Origin of the sequence: Streptomyces melanosporofaciens, from assembly GCF_900105695.1 — a bacterium.
GTDB classification, from domain to species: Bacteria; Actinomycetota; Actinomycetes; order Streptomycetales; family Streptomycetaceae; genus Streptomyces; species Streptomyces antimycoticus.
Map to the genome: position 1 here is coordinate 1,758,442 of NZ_FNST01000002.1, position 17,323 is coordinate 1,775,764.

A 17,323-nucleotide genomic window follows, 5' to 3' on the forward strand; every position below is an offset into this window, starting at 1 on the left:
CCGGATCACCGGCCGGAACCAGCGCTGAACTCTCACCCGAGGACACCGCTCCCACCCACGGCAGGGCCCCCGCGCGAGTCGACCGCGCGGGGGCCCCTTTTCCGACCTGCCCGGTGTTCGGTGAGAAGACGATCACGCAAGCAGGTGGTCTGGCGGGCGCTCCGGGTTACGGGGCCAGCAGCAGGTTGTGGGCGCGCTCCTTGGCGGCCGTGTAACGGCGCGCCACGTCCTGCCAGTTGACGACCTTCCACATGGCCTCGATGAAGTCCACCTTCTGGTTCTTGTACTGCAGATAGAAGGCGTGCTCCCAGGCGTCGAAGACCAGGATCGGCACCGAGCCCTGCCCCACGTTCCCCTGGTGGTCATAGACCTGCTCGACCACCAGCCGCCCGCTGACCGGCTCGTACGCCAGCACGCCCCAGCCCGAACCCTGGGTGGTGGCGGCGGCCTTGGACAGCTGGGCCTTGAAACCCGCGAAGGAGCCGAAGTGCTCGGCGATGGCGTCGGCCAGCTCCCCGACCCCGTCCCTCTCCAGCGGCTCGCCGCCGCCGTCACCGGTCATGTTGTGCCAGTAGATGCTGTGCAGGATGTGGCCGGACAGATGGAAGGCCAAGTTCTTCTCGAGCCCGTTGATCGAGCCCCACTGATCCTTGTCCCGCGCCTCCGCGAGCTGCTCCATCGTGTCGTTCGCGCCCTTGACGTACGCGGCGTGGTGCTTGTCGTGGTGCAGCTCGATGATCTCGGGGCTGATGACCGGGGCCAGCTCCGAGTAGTCGTACGGAAGTTCAGGAAGTGTGTAGATGGCCATGCGAAGCCCTTCGGACCGCGTTATTGCAATTAACTTGCAAGTACACGCTAGCAGCAAGAGCGCTTTCCGCCAGCCGGAATCGGATGCCTGGCCCCAAAGACGGAGGCGGGGCGGGCCCTCCGATCGAGGACCCGCCCCGCCTCCGTGCGCGGGATGGTGAGGGATCAGCTTCGCGCCGCCGCCGTCCGCTGCCGTGCGTAGCCGATGATCGCGAGGGCGATCGCCATCACGGCCGTGGCGTAGAGCTGGCTGCGGGTGTCGCTCTCGCGCAGCATCAGGACCAGCACGCCGACCGTCGCGGCCAGGGCGACCCAGGTCAGGTAGGGGAAGAGCCACATCTTCACCACGAGCTTCTCCGGGGCCTCGCGCTGCAGCCGGCTGCGCATGCGCAGCTGGGCAGCGGCGATGAAGCCCCAGACCACCAGTACCGCGGCGCCGACCATGTTGAGCAGCCACTTGAAGATGGTGTCCGGCCACCAGTAGCTGAGCAGCACCGCGACGAAGCCGAAGAAGGAGGAGGCGAGGACGGTGAGGCGGGGGACGCCGCCGGTGACGCGACCCAGGAAGGCGGGGCCCTCGCCGCGGGTGACCAGGGAGTAGGACATGCGGGAGGCGCCGTAGATGTTGGCGTTCATCGCGGAGAGCAGCGCGATCAGCACGATCACGTTCATGATGTCGCCGGCCGCGGGGATGTCGAGGTGGTTGAGGACGGCCACGTAGGGGCCCTCGGCGACCACCGACGTGTCGTTCCACGGGATCAGCGTGACCACGACCACCATCGAGCCGACGTAGAAGAGGGCGATGCGCCACATCGCGGTGCGCACCGCGCCCGCGACGCTCTTGACCGGGTTCTCGGACTCGGCCGCCGCGATGGTCACCGTCTCCAGTCCGCCGTAGGCGAAGACGGACGCCAGCAGACCGACGACCAGGCCGTTCACTCCGTTGGGGAGGAAGCCGCCGTCGCCGGTGAGATGCGAGCCGCCGGGGGCGTCGGTGCCCGGCAGGACACCGAGGATCGCGAGTACGCCGAGGACCAGGAAGATCGTGATCGCGGCGATCTTCAGCGCGGCGAACCAGAACTCGAACTCGCCGAAATTGCTGACCGCCGCGAGGTTCGTGCCGCAGAACATCGCCATGAAGAGGGCGACCCACATCCAGGAGTCGGTGCCCGGGAACCACTGGACCATGATCCCGGCCGCGCCGATCGCCTCGGCGGCGATGCCCACGCACAGCAGGATCCAGAACATCCAGCCGACCGTGAACCCCGCCCAGGGGCCGATCGCCCGCTCGGCGTGCACGGAGAACGAACCGGAGGCCGGGTTGGCCGCCGACATCTCGCCGAGCATCCGCATCACGAGCATCACCAGCAGCCCGGACAGCGCATAGGCCACCACGATCGACGGACCGGCGGCGGCGATTCCGGCGCCGGAGCCGACGAACAGCCCCGCGCCGATCACACCCCCGAGGGCGATCATGGACAGATGGCGCTGCTTGAGGCCGTGGGAGAGCGGTGGCGTGGCGGTCGCGCCCGCGCCGGTCGCCTCGGCGGTGCCGGATGGCCCGGAGGACGCGGATGTCCGGTTCATTCTTCTTCTCTGTCCCTTACGAGGCGAGCGGGGGGATGCAAAACGTCCCTAGTGTGAAGGCCGCGTCCTATCAGGACAACATCACGGCCAATCTTTTCTGGATATCGGACACCTGCGTCACGCTCCGTATCGAGTGTCTCTGCCAGAAGCCGCCAAGCCGATGCGTCCGGCTTTGTGGTCATCCGACGGTGTCCGCGGCCCACGGGTTGGGTTAGCGTCGCGGTATCCACCCTCTGACCTGGGAGCATCGCTGATGAGCACGGTTTCTGCCGCCGCCACACCCGGTACGGTCCTCGCGGACGCGGTCTTTCCCGCCCGGCGCGTCCTGGCCCGGGACACCGCGCTGGTCATCGGGGGCGCCGTGCTCACCGGTCTCGCCGCCCAGATCTCGGTGCCCGTCCCCGGCTCGCCGGTGCCGGTGACCGGCCAGACGTTCGCCGCCCTGCTGGTGGGCACCTCGCTGGGCGCCCGGCGCGGCTTCCTGTCGCTGGCGCTGTACACCCTGGTCGGCATGGCCGGTGTGCCGTGGTTCGCCGAGGGCAGCTCCGGCGCCGCCATGCCGTCGTTCGGCTATGTGCTGGGCATGCTGCTGGCGGCGACCGTGGTGGGCGCGCTGGCCCGGCGGGGCGGCGACCGCGGGGTGCTGCGCACCGCGGGCACCATGGCGGTCGGCTCGGCGGTCACCTACGCCGTGGGCGTCCCGTACCTGGCGCTGGCCACCCACATCTCCCTGGGCGAGGCGGTCGCGGCCGGGCTCACCCCGTTCCTGATCGGGGACGCGCTGAAGGCCGCGCTGGCGATGGGCGCGCTGCCGGCCGCCTGGAAGCTGGTGGGCCGCCGGGGCTGAGCCACCCGTACGCCCGGGCCCATCCCCCGGGCACGGCCACTCAGCCGCCTGTGCGTGAGCCCATGCATGGGCGGGCTCGGACGTGAAAGCGGCTGGCACGTGAAAGGGCCCCCGCGCGGTCGACTCGCGCGGGGGCCCTGCCGTGGCGGCGGCGCAGAGGGGGTCAGTCGAAGATCGGGCCGACCGTACGGGTCCGCTTGATCTCGTAGAAGCCGGGAATCGAGGCGACCAGCAGCGTGCCGTCCCACAGCTTGGCGGCGTCCTCGCCCTTGGGGGCGGGGGTGACCACCGGGCCGAAGAAGGCGACCTGCTCGCCGTCCGCGCCCGGAACGGCGATGACGGGGGTGCCCACGTCCTGGCCGACCATCTCGATGCCCTCCTTGTGGGAGGCGCGCAGCTCGGTGTCGTACGCGTCGGAGTCGGCGTAGTCGGCGAGCTCGGCGGGGAGACCGGCCTCCTCGAGGGCGGCCACGATCGTCTCGCGGTTCTTCTCCAGGCCCTGGTTGTGGAAGCGGGTGCCGAGGGCGGTGTAGAGCCGGCCGAGGACCTCGCTGCCGTGCTTCTGCTCGGCGGCGATGCAGACCCGGACCGGGCCCCAGGCCGTCGTCAGCAGCTCGCGGTACTCCTCGGGCAGCTCATCCATCTTGGGCTCGTTGAGCACGGCGAGGCTCATGACGTGCCAACGCACCTCGACCGGGCGCACCTTCTCCACCTCGAGCATCCAGCGCGAGGTCATCCAGGCCCAGGGACACAGCGGGTCGAACCAGAAATCAACAGGAGTCTTGGCAGTCTCGGTCACGGTTTCTCCTCGAGCGGGCGCGTCGTAGTCGCAAATGAATAGAGAGCTGGCTACCTCACCCAACGCGGGCGGGAGGGGAGCCCATTCCCCGATACCGGCTGTCGGTGCACCGTGACATGATTTCCGCTGTCCGATATCCGAGATGCGAGACATTGCCGAGGGAGCCGCTTCGTGCCCGGTGAGAACCTGACCCGTGACGAGGCCCGTGCGCGGGCGAAGCTGCTGGCCGTCGAGCGTTACGAGGTGGCGCTCGATCTGCGGTCCGCGGTCGGTGAGCACACCGGGTCCGGGCCGCGCACCTTCCGCTCCACGACCACGATCCGCTTCCGCTGCGCCGAGCCGGGCGCGGCGGCCTTCGCCGATCTGCTGGCGCCCTCGGTGACCTCGCTGCGGCTCAACGGGCGGGAGCTGGACCCGGCGGCGGTCTTCGACGGCTCCCGGATCGCGCTGGACGGCCTCGCCGCGGAGAACGAGCTGGTGGTGGACGCGCAGTGCGCCTACAGCCGGACCGGCGAGGGCCTGCACCGCTTCGTGGACCCGGAGGACGGCGAGGTCTACCTCTACACCCAGTACGAGCCGGCCGACGCCCGCCGGGTCTTCGCCAACTTCGAACAGCCGGATCTCAAGGGCCCGTTCACCTTCTCGGTGACCGCCCCGGAGGGCTGGACGGTGCTGAGCAACGGGACGGTGGACCGGGTGGAGCCGTCCGGTGCCGACGATGGCGCCACGACCAGCCACTTCGTCCCGACCCGGCCTATCTCGACATACATCACGGCCGTGCTCGCCGGTCCTTACCACCACGAGAGCGACCTCTACCGCCGCACGCTGCCGGACGGCTCGGAGCTGGAGATCCCGCTGGGCGCGCTGTGCCGTAAGGGGCTGGCCAAGCACTTCGACGCGGGCGACATCTTCACGGTCACCAAGCAGGGTCTGGACTTCTTCCACGACCACTTCGACTATCCGTACCCGTTCGGCAAGTACGACCAGGCGTTCGTGCCGGAGTACAACCTCGGCGCGATGGAGAACCCGGGCTGTGTGACCTTCCGGGAGGAGTTCGTCTTCCGCGGCAAGGTCACCCAGGCGTCGTACGAGAGCCGGGCCAACGTCATCCTGCACGAGATGGCGCATATGTGGTTCGGCGACCTGGTGACCATGGAGTGGTGGGACGACCTGTGGCTCAAGGAGTCGTTCGCCGACTTCATGGGGGCCTTCGCCCTGGTCGGGGCGACCCGCTTCACCGACGGCTGGATCACCTTCGCCAACCGCCGCAAGGCCTGGGCCTATCGCGCCGACCAGCTCCCGTCCACCCACCCGGTCACGGCCGACATCCGTGACCTGGAGGACGCCAAGCTCAACTTCGACGGGATCACCTACGCCAAGGGCGCGTCCGTGCTCAAGCAGCTGGTGGCCTACGTCGGGCAGGACGCCTTCCTGGAGGGCGCGCGGCGCTACTTCAAGCGGCACGCGTACGGCAACACCCGGCTGTCGGATCTGCTGTCGGTGCTCGGCGAGACCTCGGGGCGGGACATGGCCACCTGGTCGCGCGCCTGGCTGGAGACCGCGGGGGTCAACGCGTTCACCCCGCTGGCCACCTATGACGCCGAGGGGCACATCACCGAGCTGGCGGTGGAGCAGCAGGCCGCCGAGAGCCACCCGACGCTGCGGCCCCACCGCGTGGCGGTGGGGTTGTACCGCAAGGAGGCCCCGGCCGGTGAGCGCCCCGGGGCGCTGGTGCGCTACGCCCGCGCCGAGGTGGACGTCGACGGCCCCCGTACGGTCGTCCCCGAGCTGACCGGCGCCTCCCGGCCCGATCTGATCCTGGTCAACGACGACGACCTCACCTACTGCAAGATCCGCTTCGACGAGGGGTCGCTGGACACCCTGCGCCAGCACCTGGGTGAGCTGACCGACCCCCTCGCCCGCGCGCTGAGCTGGTCCGCGCTGTGGAACCTCACCCGTGACGCGCTGCTGCCCGCCCGCGACTATCTGGAGCTGGTGCGGCGGTTCGCCGGGGCCGAGAGCGACATCGGCGTGCTGCAGATGGTCCAGGCGTGGGCGCTGTCCGCCCTGCACCACTACTCGGCGCCGGGCGCGCGCGAGGCGGCCGGTGCCCAGCTGGCCGAGGTCGCGCTGAGCGAGCTGCGGCTGGCCGAGCCGGGCAGCGGGCATCAGCTGGCCTGGGCGCGGTTCTTCGCCCAGGTCGCCGTCGCCGACTCCGAGCTGCGGATGCTGAGCGGGCTGCTGGACGGCACGGCCCGGATCGACGGGCTGGATGTGGACCAGGAGCTGCGCTGGACGTTCCTGGCCGCGCTGGCCTCGAGCGGCCAGGCCGACGAGGCGCTGATCACCGCCGAGCTGGCACGCGACGACACCGCCTCCGGCAAGCGCCACCAGGTGCGGTGTCTGGCCGCCCGGCCCTCCGCCGCGGTCAAGGCCGAGGCATGGGACGCGGTGGTGGAGTCCGACCGGCTCTCCAACGCCCTGGTGGAGGCCACCATCTCCGGTTTCGACCAGCCGGGCCAGCGGGAGCTCCTGGCGCCGTACACACCGCGCTACTTCGAGGTGATCGAGCGGATCTGGCAGGAGCGGTCGATCGAGATCGGGATGGCGATCGTGCGCGGGCTCTTCCCGTCCGCCCAGGGGGACACCCGCGCCCTGGAGGCGGCCGACACCTGGCTGGACGGCCACCCGGACGCGGCGCCCGCGCTGCGCCGGCTGGTCCTGGAGGCGCGCGACGACCTCGCCCGCGCCCTGCGCGGGCAGGAATGCGACGAGCGGGCGGCCGCCTGAGGCATACGCCGCCCCGGACGCCCGGCGGCGCCCCCGGCTACCGCCGGGCGAGCGCCGCGCGGGCATCGGGGCGGGACCCCGCGCCGGGGCCTCGCGACCGGGCCGTGCGGCCGGACTCCGTAGCCGGGCCGCGCGGCCGGATGGCCGGGGGCCAGGGGCCGGGGTCCGGGCGCCGGGGGTCCGGGCGCCGGGGCGGGGAGCCTTTTCGGCATTCGAACTACCGTACTTTAGTGCGGGGTTGTCCGCTTTTGTCGACGACTCTGTAACAGGGGTTAGCCGGTGCGGCGGGGGCGGGAATGGCGGGGGCATGAGCCACAACACGCCGCTGTCCCCCCGCCCCCTCCACCACCTCTCGGACGTCCAGCGCCGGGTGTTGACGACCCGTCAGCTCCGCGAGCACGGTGTGACCGCGTCCGTCGCCGCGGAGCGCAGCCGGGCCGGCGGGCCCTGGCAGCAGATCCTGCCGGGCGTCCATCTGCTCCACCCCGGCCCGGCCACCAGCGAGGAGCGGCTGCTGGCCGCGCTGCTGTACACCGCGAGCCGCGGGCAGGGCGCCGACGGCTCCGCGCCGGGTGGCGGCGAGCCGCACGGCGAGGCGATGATCACCGGGCTTGCCGCGCTCGCCATGCACCACTTCTCCTCCGCTCCCCCGCTGGCCTCCCTCGACCGGATCGACGTCCTGGTGCCGCGCACCCGGCGGCTGCGCGCCACCGGCTTCGTCCGCTTCGTGCGGGCCGGCACCCTGCCCGGCCCCCAGTACGTCGCGGGGGTGCCCACCGCCCCGGTGGCCCGCGCCCTCGCCGACGCGGTCGCCCGGCTCACCGACGCCGTCCTGGTCCGCAGACTGCTCACCGAGTCCGTGCGCCACGGCCACTGCGAGGCCACGGCCGTCGTCGCGGAGCTGAACTCGGCCCGGCTGCTGTCCCGGCCGCATGTCGTGGACGCCGTGGACGCGCTGCTCGCCGAGGGCCGGGCGATCGCCGAGGGGCGGCTGTACGACATGATCCGCGGCAACCACCTGCCCGAGCCGCTGTGGAATGTGGAGCTGCGGCTGCCCGGCGGGCCCGCCCTCGGCGGGGTGGACGCCTACTGGCGTGAGCAGGCGGTGGCGGTGGAGATCGACACTCGGGCGCCCCGCCAGGACGAGGAGGTCTGGCGCGGCGGTTTCGGCCGCAAGCGCGAACACCTGGAGCGGCTCGGGATCACGGTGGTGCGCGTCACCCCGAAGAAGCTCCGGGAGGCCCCGGAGGAGCAGGCCGCGGTGGTCCGTACCGCCCTGATCGCGGCGGCCGACCGCGACCCGGCCTCCTATGTCGTGGTCCTGCCGCGCTGACGGCCCGATGTCCCGGCGCGGAGGCGGGGCATCGGGCGGGTCACACCCGGTGCGGGCGACTCAGGATCAGGCTCAGGCTCAGGACCAGGGATCCGGGCTCCGGGCTCCGGGCTCAGGGCTTGCGCAGCAGCAGCTCGGTGTTGCGGTCCGTCGCGTCACCGGCCAGCTTCTGGCTGGCGCCGGGCGCGTTGAAGGACAGCTCGCGGTAGAGCGCCGCGAGCCCGGTCTGGGACAGGTCCGAGAAGTCCGTGCGGTGCGGCGCGGCCGACTCGATGAGGGTGGTGAACAGGGAGATCGTGCCGTCGTGGTTGTCCACGACCTCGAATACCCGGGCCAGCTGGGGGAAGTCCACATGCGAGGCGGTGGTGATCTCCCAGAAGGTGCCGCGCGGGGTGATCTCGTTCTTGTGGCTGTGGCCGTTGATCCAGGCCAGCACCTTGGGGTGGCGCTGGAACAGGGCGACGACCTCGTCCCCGCCGTGGCGGGCCTCGCCCGGCCGGCCCGGGTCCCGGTTCATGTTGTCCAGGCTGCGGCTGTAGTGGTGGCTGAAGACGATGACGTAGTCGTCCTTGTGGGTCTTCAGGGTCCGCTCCAGCCACCGCAGTTGGGCGGTGCCGAGCGACCCGGTGTAGTGGCCGCCCGGGTCGGTGGTGTCCAGGCTGATGCCGATCACGTTCTGGGAGACCCGGAACGAGTAGTAGAGGGTGCCCTGCTCGAGGTTGTCCTTGGTGTAGCCGTGGCCGACCGGGCCGGGGCCGGTGGCCGCCGGGTCCAGGTGCGCGGCCAGGTACTCGGTCTGGGTGAAGGGCGCGCGGCGCTCGTCGGGGGTGACCGTGCGCATGTCCTTGGCGTGCGCGTCCAGCAGCGCCTTCATCTGGACGCCCTTGGGGTCGTCCCCGACGCGCGTGCCCTTGAAGAGCCGCTCGGCGTCATCGGCCGGGATGATCTCCAGCTTGCGCTTCCCGGTGGCGAAGTCCGCGTAGAAGTTGTGGCCGAGGGAGTAGACACCGCCCGCCAGATCGTCGTGGTTGCCGATGGTGGAGTACCACGGCAGCCGCAGCCCGGGGCTGTTGACGGTGCGCAGCGCGGCCTCGAGGAAGCCGTCGATGCGCGGGAAGCCGAGCTTCTTGTCGGCGTCGCGCAGCGCGTCCTCGGGGTGCCAGAACTCCTTGAGCCCGCTGTTCTGGACGCCCTCGTAGTGGCGCGGATCGCCGGTATTGGGGGTGATCCGGCCGCCGTTCATCGCGGCCAGGAACCAGTCCAGCTCGATCTTGGCGTTGTTGTCGGTGTTGTCGCCGGTGGTCATGACGAACGACAGCGGCGCCCCGGTGGCGGGTCCGCCGCGCAGCCCGTTGATCCGCTCGATGAGCGAGGCGACCCCGGCGATGGTCAGCGCCTCGTGCGGCCGCCACGCCCCGGCGCGCCCGCTGCGCAGGAACTCGTAGCGCATCGGGTGCTGGACGTCGGTCAGGTGCAGATCCGTGAGCTGGACGAACGAGACGAGCGCGGTGCGCCGGTCCTCGCGGCCGCCCTTGGCGCCGGTGATCTCGGTGCGGACCTCACGGGTCCAGGCGGGGCCGCCGGCCAGCCGCCGGTAGCCGGTGGCGCCCTGCGCGGCGGAGAACGACTCCAGCGTCGTACCGGCCGTCGAGGGTGCCGCCGGGGCCTGCACCACCCGGCGGCCCGCGGCGCGCGCGGTGGCGGGCTGCGTGGCGTCGGCCGAACCGCTGCCCGGCCCGAAGGCGAGCCCCAGACCGGCCGTGGCACCGGTGGCGGCGGTTGCGGCGAGGAAGGTACGCCGGTCGAGGTGAGCGACGGCAGCGGCGGCGGACCGTATGCGGGACATGCGCGATCTCCCCGAGTGGACACGCGGAAACGGGCGGACAGCGACGCTGCCCTCACCTCGGATCGTTGGCATCGGGAATGGCCTGGCGGTGAACGAGGCGGCAACGCCGGTCGCCGATCTCCACACGTGGATCTTGGCGGTAGCAAACGGTCATCGCGCCCTTGTGAACAGGAATTCTTTCGCTCACTCGGTGTTCATCCAGCCTGGGAACCGCCCCCGCCGTGGGATAAATCACGGGACGATAACGGACCCGCCTGAGACACTTGCCAGGAGGGTAGGCGCCTCGAACAGGCACAACCGAGGAAAAGGGCTGATATGAGGATCGGAATCGTCGGAGCGACCGGCCAGGTCGGCGGAGTGATGCGCAGGGTGCTCGCCGAGCGTGACTTCCCGGCCGAGCAGCTGCGGCTGTTCGCCTCCGCCCGCTCGGCCGGCCGTACGCTCCCGTGGCGCGGCACCGAGATCACCGTCGAGGACGCCGCCACGGCCGACTACTCCGGTCTGGACATCGTCCTGTTCTCCGCCGGCGGCGCCACGTCCAGGGCACTGGCCGAGAGGGTCGCCGCACAGGGCCCCGTCGTGATCGACAACTCCTCGGCCTGGCGGATGGACCCCCAGGTGCCCCTGGTCGTCGCCGAGGTCAATCCGCACGCCGCGGTGGACCGCCCCAAGGGCATCATCGCCAACCCGAACTGCACCACCATGGCCGCCATGCCCGTGCTGCGCCCGCTGCACGCCGAGGCCGGGCTCACCGCCCTGGTGGCCACCACCTACCAGGCCGTCTCCGGCTCCGGGCTGTCCGGCGTCGCCGAGCTCGACGGCCAGATCCGCAAGACCGCCGACCGCGCGGCCGAGCTCACCCACGACGGCGCTGCGGTGGACTTCCCCGAGCCCGAGGTGTACGCCCGCCCGATCGCGTTCAATGTGTTCCCGCTGGCCGGGAAGATCGTCGACGACGGCCGGTTCGAGACCGACGAGGAGCAGAAGCTCCGCAACGAGAGCCGCAAGATCCTGGAGATCCCGGAGCTGAAGGTGTCCGGCACCTGTGTCCGGGTGCCGGTCTTCAGCGGCCACTCGCTCCAGGTGAACGCCCGCTTCGCGCGTCCGATCAGCGTGGAGCGCGCCGCCGAGCTGCTGGCCGCGGCCCCCGGCGTGGCGCTCTCGGAGATCCCCACCCCGCTCCAGGCCGCGGGCCAGGACCCCAGCTATGTGGGCCGGATCCGGGTGGACGAGACGGTCGAGCACGGTCTCGCGCTGTTCCTCTCCAACGACAACCTGCGCAAGGGCGCCGCGCTGAACGCGGTGCAGATCGCCGAGCTGGTGGCGGCCGACCTGAGCTGACGCCCACGCCTCGTCCGAGGGGGAGCGGCCGGCCGGCCGCTCCCCCTCGGTGTTCCTCCCGTTCAGTCGCCCTTTGGCCTACCGACGCCGACCGCCCGACGTGCGAGGATGGCCATCCGCCTGACGCATGGCGTACCGCACATGACGAACGGGAGTTGGCCGACGTGCCTGGCACCAACCTCACAAGGGAGGAAGCGCAGCAGCGGGCGCGCCTCCTCACGGTGGACGCGTACGAGATCGAACTGGACCTGAGCGGCGCCCAGGAGGGCGGTACCTACCGCTCCGTGACCACGGTGCGCTTCGACGCCGCCGAGTCGGGCGCGGAGTCGTTCATCGACCTGGTGGCGCCCACGGTGCACGACGTGGTGCTCAACGGCGACGCGCTCGACCCGAACGAGGTCTTCAAGGACTCGCGGATCGCGCTGCCGGGGCTGCTGGCCGGGCGCAATGAGCTGCGGGTGGTCGCGGACTGCGCGTACACCAACACCGGTGAGGGGCTGCATCGCTTTGTCGACCCGGTCGACCAGCAGGCGTACCTCTACACCCAGTTCGAGGTGCCCGACGCCCGCCGGGTGTACGCCAGCTTCGAGCAGCCCGATCTGAAGGGCACGTTCCAGTTCACCGTGACGGCGCCCGAGGGCTGGACGGTGATCTCGAACTCGCCGGCGCCGGAGCCGAAGGACAACGTCTGGCGGTTCGAGCCGACCCCGCGCCTGTCGACGTATGTCACCGCGCTGATCGCGGGCCCGTACCACAGCGTGCACAGCTCCTACCAGAAGGACGGCCGCTCGGTGCCGCTGGGCATCTACTGCCGTCCCTCGCTCGCGGAGTACCTCGACTCGGACGCCATCTTCGAGGTGACGCGGCAGGGCTTCGAGTGGTTCGAGGAGAAGTTCGACTACGCGTACCCGTTCGCCAAGTACGACCAGCTCTTCGTGCCGGAGTTCAACGCGGGCGCGATGGAGAACGCGGGCGCGGTGACCATCCGCGACCAGTACGTCTTCCGCTCCAAGGTCACCGACGCCGCGTACGAGGCGCGCGCCGAGACCATCCTCCACGAGCTGGCCCATATGTGGTTCGGCGATCTCGTCACCATGGAGTGGTGGAACGACCTGTGGCTGAACGAGTCGTTCGCCACCTACACCTCGATCGCCTGCCAGGCCCATGCGCCGGGCAGCAGGTGGCCGCGGTCCTGGACCTCCTTCGCCAACTCCATGAAGACGTGGGCCTACCGGCAGGACCAGCTGCCGTCCACCCACCCGATCATGGCCGAGATCAACGACCTGGACGACGTCCTGGTCAACTTCGACGGGATCACGTACGCCAAGGGCGCCTCGGTGCTCAAGCAGCTGGTCTCGTACGTCGGGATGGACGAGTTCTTCAGCGGCGTCCAGGCGTACTTCAAGCGCCACGCCTACAAGAACACCCGGCTGTCGGATCTGCTCGGCGCGCTGGAGGAGACCAGCGGGCGCGATCTGAAGACCTGGTCGAAGAAGTGGCTGGAGACGGCGGGCATCAATGTGCTGCGGCCGGAGATCGAGACGGACGCGAACGGCACCGTGACCTCCTTCGCGGTGCGGCAGGAGGCCCCCGCGCTGCCGCCGGGCGCCAAGGGCGAGCCCACCCTGCGGCCGCACCGCATCGCCATCGGGCTCTACAACCTGAACGCGACCGGCAAGCTGATCCGCTCCGAGCGCATCGAGCTGGACGTGGACGGTGAGCTGACCCAGGTGGAGCAGCTGATCGGCGCGAAGCGCTCCGCGGTGATCCTGCTCAACGACGACGACCTCACCTACGCGAAGGTGCGGCTGGACCCGGACTCGCTGGCCGTCGTCACCGAGCACCTCGGCGACTTCGCGGAGTCGCTGCCGCGCGCGCTGTGCTGGGCCTCGGCCTGGGACATGGTCCGTGACGGCGAGCTGGCCACCCGCGACTACCTGGCGCTGGTGCTCTCGGGCATCGCCAAGGAGTCCGACATCGGCGTCGTCCAGTCGCTGCACCGCCAGGTGAAGCTGGCCCTGGACCTGTACGCGGCGCCGGCCTGGCGCGAGACGGGCCTGGCCAAGTGGACCGAGGCCACGCTCGACCATCTGCGGGCGGCGGCGCCGGGCAGCGACCACCAGCTCGCCTGGGCGCGGGCCTTCACCGCGACCGCCCGTACGGACGCGCAGCTCGACCTGGTCGCCGGGCTGCTCGCGGGCACCGAGACGATCGAGGGCCTGGCCATCGACACCGAGCTGCGCTGGGCCCTGCTGGAGCGGCTCGCCGCCACGGGGCGGGCGGACGAGGCCGCCATCGCGGCGGAGCTGGAGCGCGACAAGACCTCCGCGGGCGAGCGCCACGCCGCGACGGCGCGGGCCGCGCGGCCGACGCCGCAGGCCAAGGCGGAGGCGTGGGCGTCGGTCGTGGAGAGCGACAAGCTCCCCAACGCGGTGCAGGAGGCGGTGATCGGCGGCTTCGTCCAGACCGATCAGCGGGAGCTGCTGGCGCCGTACACGGAGAAGTACTTCGCGGTGGCGAAGGACACGTGGAACAGCCGCAGCCATGAGATGGCGCAGCAGATCGTGGTGGGGCTCTACCCGGCGCTGCAGGTCTCCCAGGAAACCCTGGACGCGACGGACGCGTGGCTCGCGTCGGCCGAGCCCACGGCGGCGCTGAGGCGTCTGATGACGGAGTCCCGCGCGGGCATCGAGCGCGCGCTCCGAGCCCAGACCGCGGACGCCAACGCGGGCTGACCGGGTTGCGGCGCCGTGCGGGGCCCAGCGCCCCGCACGGAGCCGCCCCATTGTGGGCATTCGTCCCGCGGGGCGGGGCGGGTGGGCACAACCCGGCCACCGGGCCGCACCCGGTAGCGATGGCTCAGCCAGGGCCGAGCTGGGCCGCACTGGGTCGGCCCGTCGACAGCCAGGGTTTCGTTCCTGGGTGCGGACGATTGCCCACAAACGCGTCAGCGGGGATCGGGTATGGCCAGGCCGGCCATCGGGCCGTATTGACGCAGGAGATCCGGGTACGCCTCGGCGGCCACCCGAAGCCACCGCTCCGCCTCCTCCACCCGCCCCACCCCCCGCAGGGCCTGCGCAAGCCAGTACGGCGCCTCCTCGTGCTTCCCCTCGCACGCCACCCTGAGCAGCGGCTCGGCCTCACCATAGGCACCGCGCCGAACCATGCTGCGCCCCGCGAGAAACGCGGGCGGCACCAGACCGCTGCGCGCGGCGCGCACGTACCAGCGCTCCGCGTGCTGCGGGTCGCCGCCCCGCTCCTCCGACGTCCAGCCGAGCCACCACGCGGCCCGCCCGTGCCCGAGGTCGGCCGCCCGGCGGAACCAGATCTGCGCGGTGCGCCGGTCCCCGGCCTCGTCGTGGATGCGGCCGATGTCGTACGCCGCCCCGGCGTCGCCCTCCGCCGCCGCGGGCTCGTAGTACGGCACCATCCGCAGCCCCGTGGCGCCGCCCCCTTCGTACAGCATCCGGCCGAGGGCGAGCAGGGCACGCGGGGTGCCCGCCCTGCGGTACCACTCGGCGGCCTCCGGGAGCCGGTACAGCCGGTCGAGCGCGTCGGCGTACGCGCACCAGGCGTCCGGGCCGCCCTCCTCGGCGCGGGCCCGCAGCCCGGGCAGGCGTTCCTCCCACTCGGCGGTCGGCATCCGCTCGGGGTCGGCACGGATCGCGGCGATGTCCTCCAGCGCCCTGACGATCCGCTCCTCACCCTCGTCGAACGACCCCCGGTCCGAGCCCTCCGCATCCACGCCCTCGGCGCCCCCGCCAGCCTCGGCACCGTCGAGCCCCGTGGCCCGCAGCCATCGCTCCGCCTCGTCCAGCCGCCGCTGCCGTACGCACAGCACACCGAGGTTGAAGCAGGCCCATATGTGGCCGCCGTCCGCCTCATCCGCCGTGCGGTACCACTCCTCGGCGGTGCGCAGTTCGCCGTTCTCCTCGGCCCAGACGCCGAGGACGTACGCCGCGCCGTCGTAGCCCCGCTCATGGGCGCGTTCGACGAGGGCACGGGCCTCGTCCCAGCGGCTGTCGTCGCGGGCGATGAAGAGTGCCTGGTCCACCAGTGCCTTGGCGCTGCCGACCGCGGCCGCCCGGGCGTACAGCGCCTCGGCCTCCGCGACCATCCGCGGGTAGCGCGCGAACATCGCCTTGCGCTCCGGGTCCAGCAGGTCGCGCAGCGCCTCGTACGCCTCCTCGGGGTCGCCCTCGGCCTCGGCCCGGGCGAGGGCCTCGCGCCAGCCGTCCAGGTCCCGCAGCATGTTCTGGATGGCCCCGCGGGTGCGGGTGGCGATGTCGTCGCCCTGGGCGGACGCCTCGGCCAGCCGCTCCAGCGCGGTGTCCCATTCGCCACGGGCGGCCAGCAGCACGGCGCCGTTGGTCGTGCACTCGACGCTGCCGAGCGCGGCCCCGTGCTCGTACCACGTCTCGGCACCGGCCGTATCGCCGGCCTCGTGCAGCAGCCGGGCCAGACCGAACGCACAGCCGCCGTCGCGATCGGCGGCCGTGCGGTACCACCGCTCGGCCTCGGGGAACTCGCCGCGGTCCTTGTGACAGATCGCGAGCGTGCGCGAGGCATCCGCGTCCCCGGCGTCGGCGGCCCTGGCCCACCACGGCAGGGCCTCGTCCAAGCGGCCCTGGCCGGTGAGGAGTTCGGCGTAGGCCCGGTACGCCTCCGGCTTCCCGGCGGCCGCGGCGGCCCTCAACCGGGCCGCCTCGACTGCCGGATCCACCGCCGGGTCCGGCTCCTGATCCGCTCCCGGGTCCGCCTTCTGATCCGCCGCCAGCTGGTCCGCCATGGCGGGCATTTCACCGTGAGCCGTGCCGGACGTCCCCTGCGATGAATGTTCGACCATCACCCGATGGTGCCAGAGTGATCACGAACGTTCGGCACGGGCCCTGCGACGGGCCAGCAGCGCCTCGCGCCGCTCGTCGAACTTGGTGGCCTGATCGTCCAATCCACCCATGTAGAGCCCCAGTTCCTCCTGCGCCTTGAGCCCCTCCGGGCCGAGCCCGCCGATCTCCAGGACCTTCAGGAAGCGCAGCACGGGCTGCAGGACGTCGTCATGGTGGATGCGCAGGTTGTATATACCGCCAATGGCGATTTGGGCGGCGGCACGCTCGAAGCCGGGCATCCCATGACCCGGCATGCGGAAGTTGACCACCACATCGCGGACGGCGCCCATGGTCTGGTCGGGGGCCAGCTCGAACGCCTTCCCGAGCAGGTTCCGGTAAAAGATCATGTGCAGGTTCTCGTCGGTGGCGATACGCGCCAGCATCCGGTCGCAGACCGGGTCGCCGGAGTGATGGCCGGTGTTGCGGTGCGAAATGCGGGTGGCCAGCTCCTGGAAGGCGACATACGCCACCGTGTGCAGCATGCTGTGCTGGTTGTCCGACTCGAAGCCCTCGGACATGTGGGCCATGCGGAACCGCTCCAGCTCCACCGGGTCGACGGCGCGGCTGGTCAGCAGGTAGTCACGCATCACGATGCCGTGGCGACCCTCCTCCGCCGTCCAGCGGTGCACCCAGGTGCCCCAGGCGCCGTCCCGGCCGAAGAGGGTCGCGATCTCGTGGTGGTAGCTGGGGAGGTTGTCCTCGGTGAGGAGGTTGACCACGAGCGCGATCCGGCCGACGTCGCTGACCTTGGACTGGTCGGGCGCCCAGGCCTCACCGCCCATGACACCATCGAAGTTCCGGCCGTCGCTCCACGGGACGTACTCGTGCGGCATCCACTCCTTGGCGACCGCCAGATGCCGGTTGAGCTCGGTCTCGACCACCTCTTCAAGCGCGTACAGGAGCTGGGTGTCGCTCCATACGGCCTGACCATTGCGGTGGGTAGGGGCGAGTGTCACGGTGGCGCTCCAGGGGACGGGGGCGACGGGCTTTACCTACGGACCCGTAGGTTACGACACCGTAGGTTAAAGCGAAAATAAACGGCCCGGGGCCTGTGGATGGCACACGGTGAACTCGGCGTGACACGGTC

Annotated in this window: 11 protein-coding genes; 5 read left to right on the forward strand and 6 right to left on the reverse strand. The window is 71.3% G+C overall.

Annotated elements, in window-relative coordinates:
* Positions 1–166 precede the first annotated feature (166 nt).
* Positions 167–808, reverse strand: a complete 642-nt coding sequence (locus BLV72_RS10595) for a superoxide dismutase (RefSeq protein WP_059145691.1) — start codon at positions 806–808, stop codon at positions 167–169.
* A gap of 164 nt (positions 809–972) precedes the next feature.
* Positions 973–2,394, reverse strand: a complete 1,422-nt coding sequence (locus BLV72_RS10600) for an amino acid permease (RefSeq protein ID WP_093461804.1) — start codon at positions 2,392–2,394, stop codon at positions 973–975.
* A 253-nt stretch (positions 2,395–2,647) separates the two neighbouring features.
* Here BLV72_RS10600 and BLV72_RS10605 point away from each other — a divergent pair, with 253 nt between their 5' ends.
* Complete coding sequence (locus BLV72_RS10605; protein WP_059145689.1) at positions 2,648–3,241, forward strand: biotin transporter BioY; 594 nt, start codon at positions 2,648–2,650, stop codon at positions 3,239–3,241.
* 163 nt (positions 3,242–3,404) lie between these two features.
* Here BLV72_RS10605 and BLV72_RS10610 read toward each other — a convergent pair whose 3' ends face one another.
* Positions 3,405–4,040 (reverse strand): DsbA family oxidoreductase, encoded by a 636-nt coding sequence (locus BLV72_RS10610; RefSeq protein ID WP_093461805.1) that lies wholly within the window; start codon positions 4,038–4,040, stop codon positions 3,405–3,407.
* A 171-nt stretch (positions 4,041–4,211) separates the two neighbouring features.
* On the opposite strand from BLV72_RS10610, the gene pepN (BLV72_RS10615) reads away from it, so the two are divergent.
* Together pepN (BLV72_RS10615) and BLV72_RS10620 are read left to right on the forward strand one after the other, a co-directional pair.
* Complete coding sequence (pepN, locus tag BLV72_RS10615; protein ID WP_093461807.1) at positions 4,212–6,830, forward strand: aminopeptidase N; 2,619 nt, start codon at positions 4,212–4,214, stop codon at positions 6,828–6,830.
* A 307-nt stretch (positions 6,831–7,137) separates the two neighbouring features.
* The gene (locus tag BLV72_RS10620; protein ID WP_093461808.1) at positions 7,138–8,163 is read left to right on the forward strand and encodes a hypothetical protein; all 1,026 of its coding nucleotides are present in this window, start codon (positions 7,138–7,140) and stop codon (positions 8,161–8,163) included.
* Between the two features lie 112 nt (positions 8,164–8,275).
* On the opposite strand, the gene BLV72_RS10625 is transcribed toward BLV72_RS10620, so the two are convergent.
* Positions 8,276–10,009, reverse strand: a complete 1,734-nt coding sequence (locus tag BLV72_RS10625; protein ID WP_093461810.1) for a TIGR03767 family metallophosphoesterase — start codon at positions 10,007–10,009, stop codon at positions 8,276–8,278.
* Positions 10,010–10,324: 315 nt separating this feature from the next.
* Here BLV72_RS10625 and BLV72_RS10630 point away from each other — a divergent pair, with 315 nt between their 5' ends.
* Both BLV72_RS10630 and pepN (BLV72_RS10635) read left to right on the forward strand, forming a co-directional pair.
* Positions 10,325–11,350: an aspartate-semialdehyde dehydrogenase gene (locus BLV72_RS10630; protein ID WP_093461811.1), complete on the forward strand. Its 1,026-nt coding sequence runs from the start codon at positions 10,325–10,327 to the stop codon at positions 11,348–11,350.
* 164 nt (positions 11,351–11,514) lie between these two features.
* Positions 11,515–14,085, forward strand: coding sequence for an aminopeptidase N (gene pepN, locus BLV72_RS10635; protein ID WP_093470287.1), 2,571 nt, complete (start codon positions 11,515–11,517; stop codon positions 14,083–14,085).
* A 212-nt stretch (positions 14,086–14,297) separates the two neighbouring features.
* Here the strand turns inward: pepN (BLV72_RS10635) and BLV72_RS10640 are convergent, their stop codons facing one another.
* Positions 14,298–16,139 (reverse strand): SEL1-like repeat protein, encoded by a 1,842-nt coding sequence (locus BLV72_RS10640; protein ID WP_244320719.1) that lies wholly within the window; start codon positions 16,137–16,139, stop codon positions 14,298–14,300.
* Between the two features lie 78 nt (positions 16,140–16,217).
* Positions 16,218–17,192 (reverse strand): acyl-ACP desaturase, encoded by a 975-nt coding sequence (locus tag BLV72_RS10645; protein WP_093461814.1) that lies wholly within the window; start codon positions 17,190–17,192, stop codon positions 16,218–16,220.
* Positions 17,193–17,323: the final 131 nt, after the last annotated feature.

Bases quoted from the DNA above. Each gene is read 5' to 3' on its own strand.
- BLV72_RS10605 (WP_059145689.1), top strand. From the start codon at position 2,648: ATGAGCACGGTTTCTGCCGCCGCCACACCCGGTACGGTCCTCGCGGAC.
- BLV72_RS10620 (WP_093461808.1), top strand. From the start codon at position 7,138: ATGAGCCACAACACGCCGCTGTCCCCCCGCCCCCTCCACCACCTCTCG.
- BLV72_RS10595 (WP_059145691.1), bottom strand. From the start codon at position 808: ATGGCCATCTACACACTTCCTGAACTTCCGTACGACTACTCGGAGCTG.
- BLV72_RS10600 (WP_093461804.1), bottom strand. From the start codon at position 2,394: ATGAACCGGACATCCGCGTCCTCCGGGCCATCCGGCACCGCCGAGGCG.
- BLV72_RS10640 (WP_244320719.1), bottom strand. From the start codon at position 16,139: ATGGCGGACCAGCTGGCGGCGGATCAGAAGGCGGACCCGGGAGCGGAT.
- BLV72_RS10625 (WP_093461810.1), bottom strand. From the start codon at position 10,009: ATGTCCCGCATACGGTCCGCCGCCGCTGCCGTCGCTCACCTCGACCGG.
- BLV72_RS10630 (WP_093461811.1), top strand. From the start codon at position 10,325: ATGAGGATCGGAATCGTCGGAGCGACCGGCCAGGTCGGCGGAGTGATG.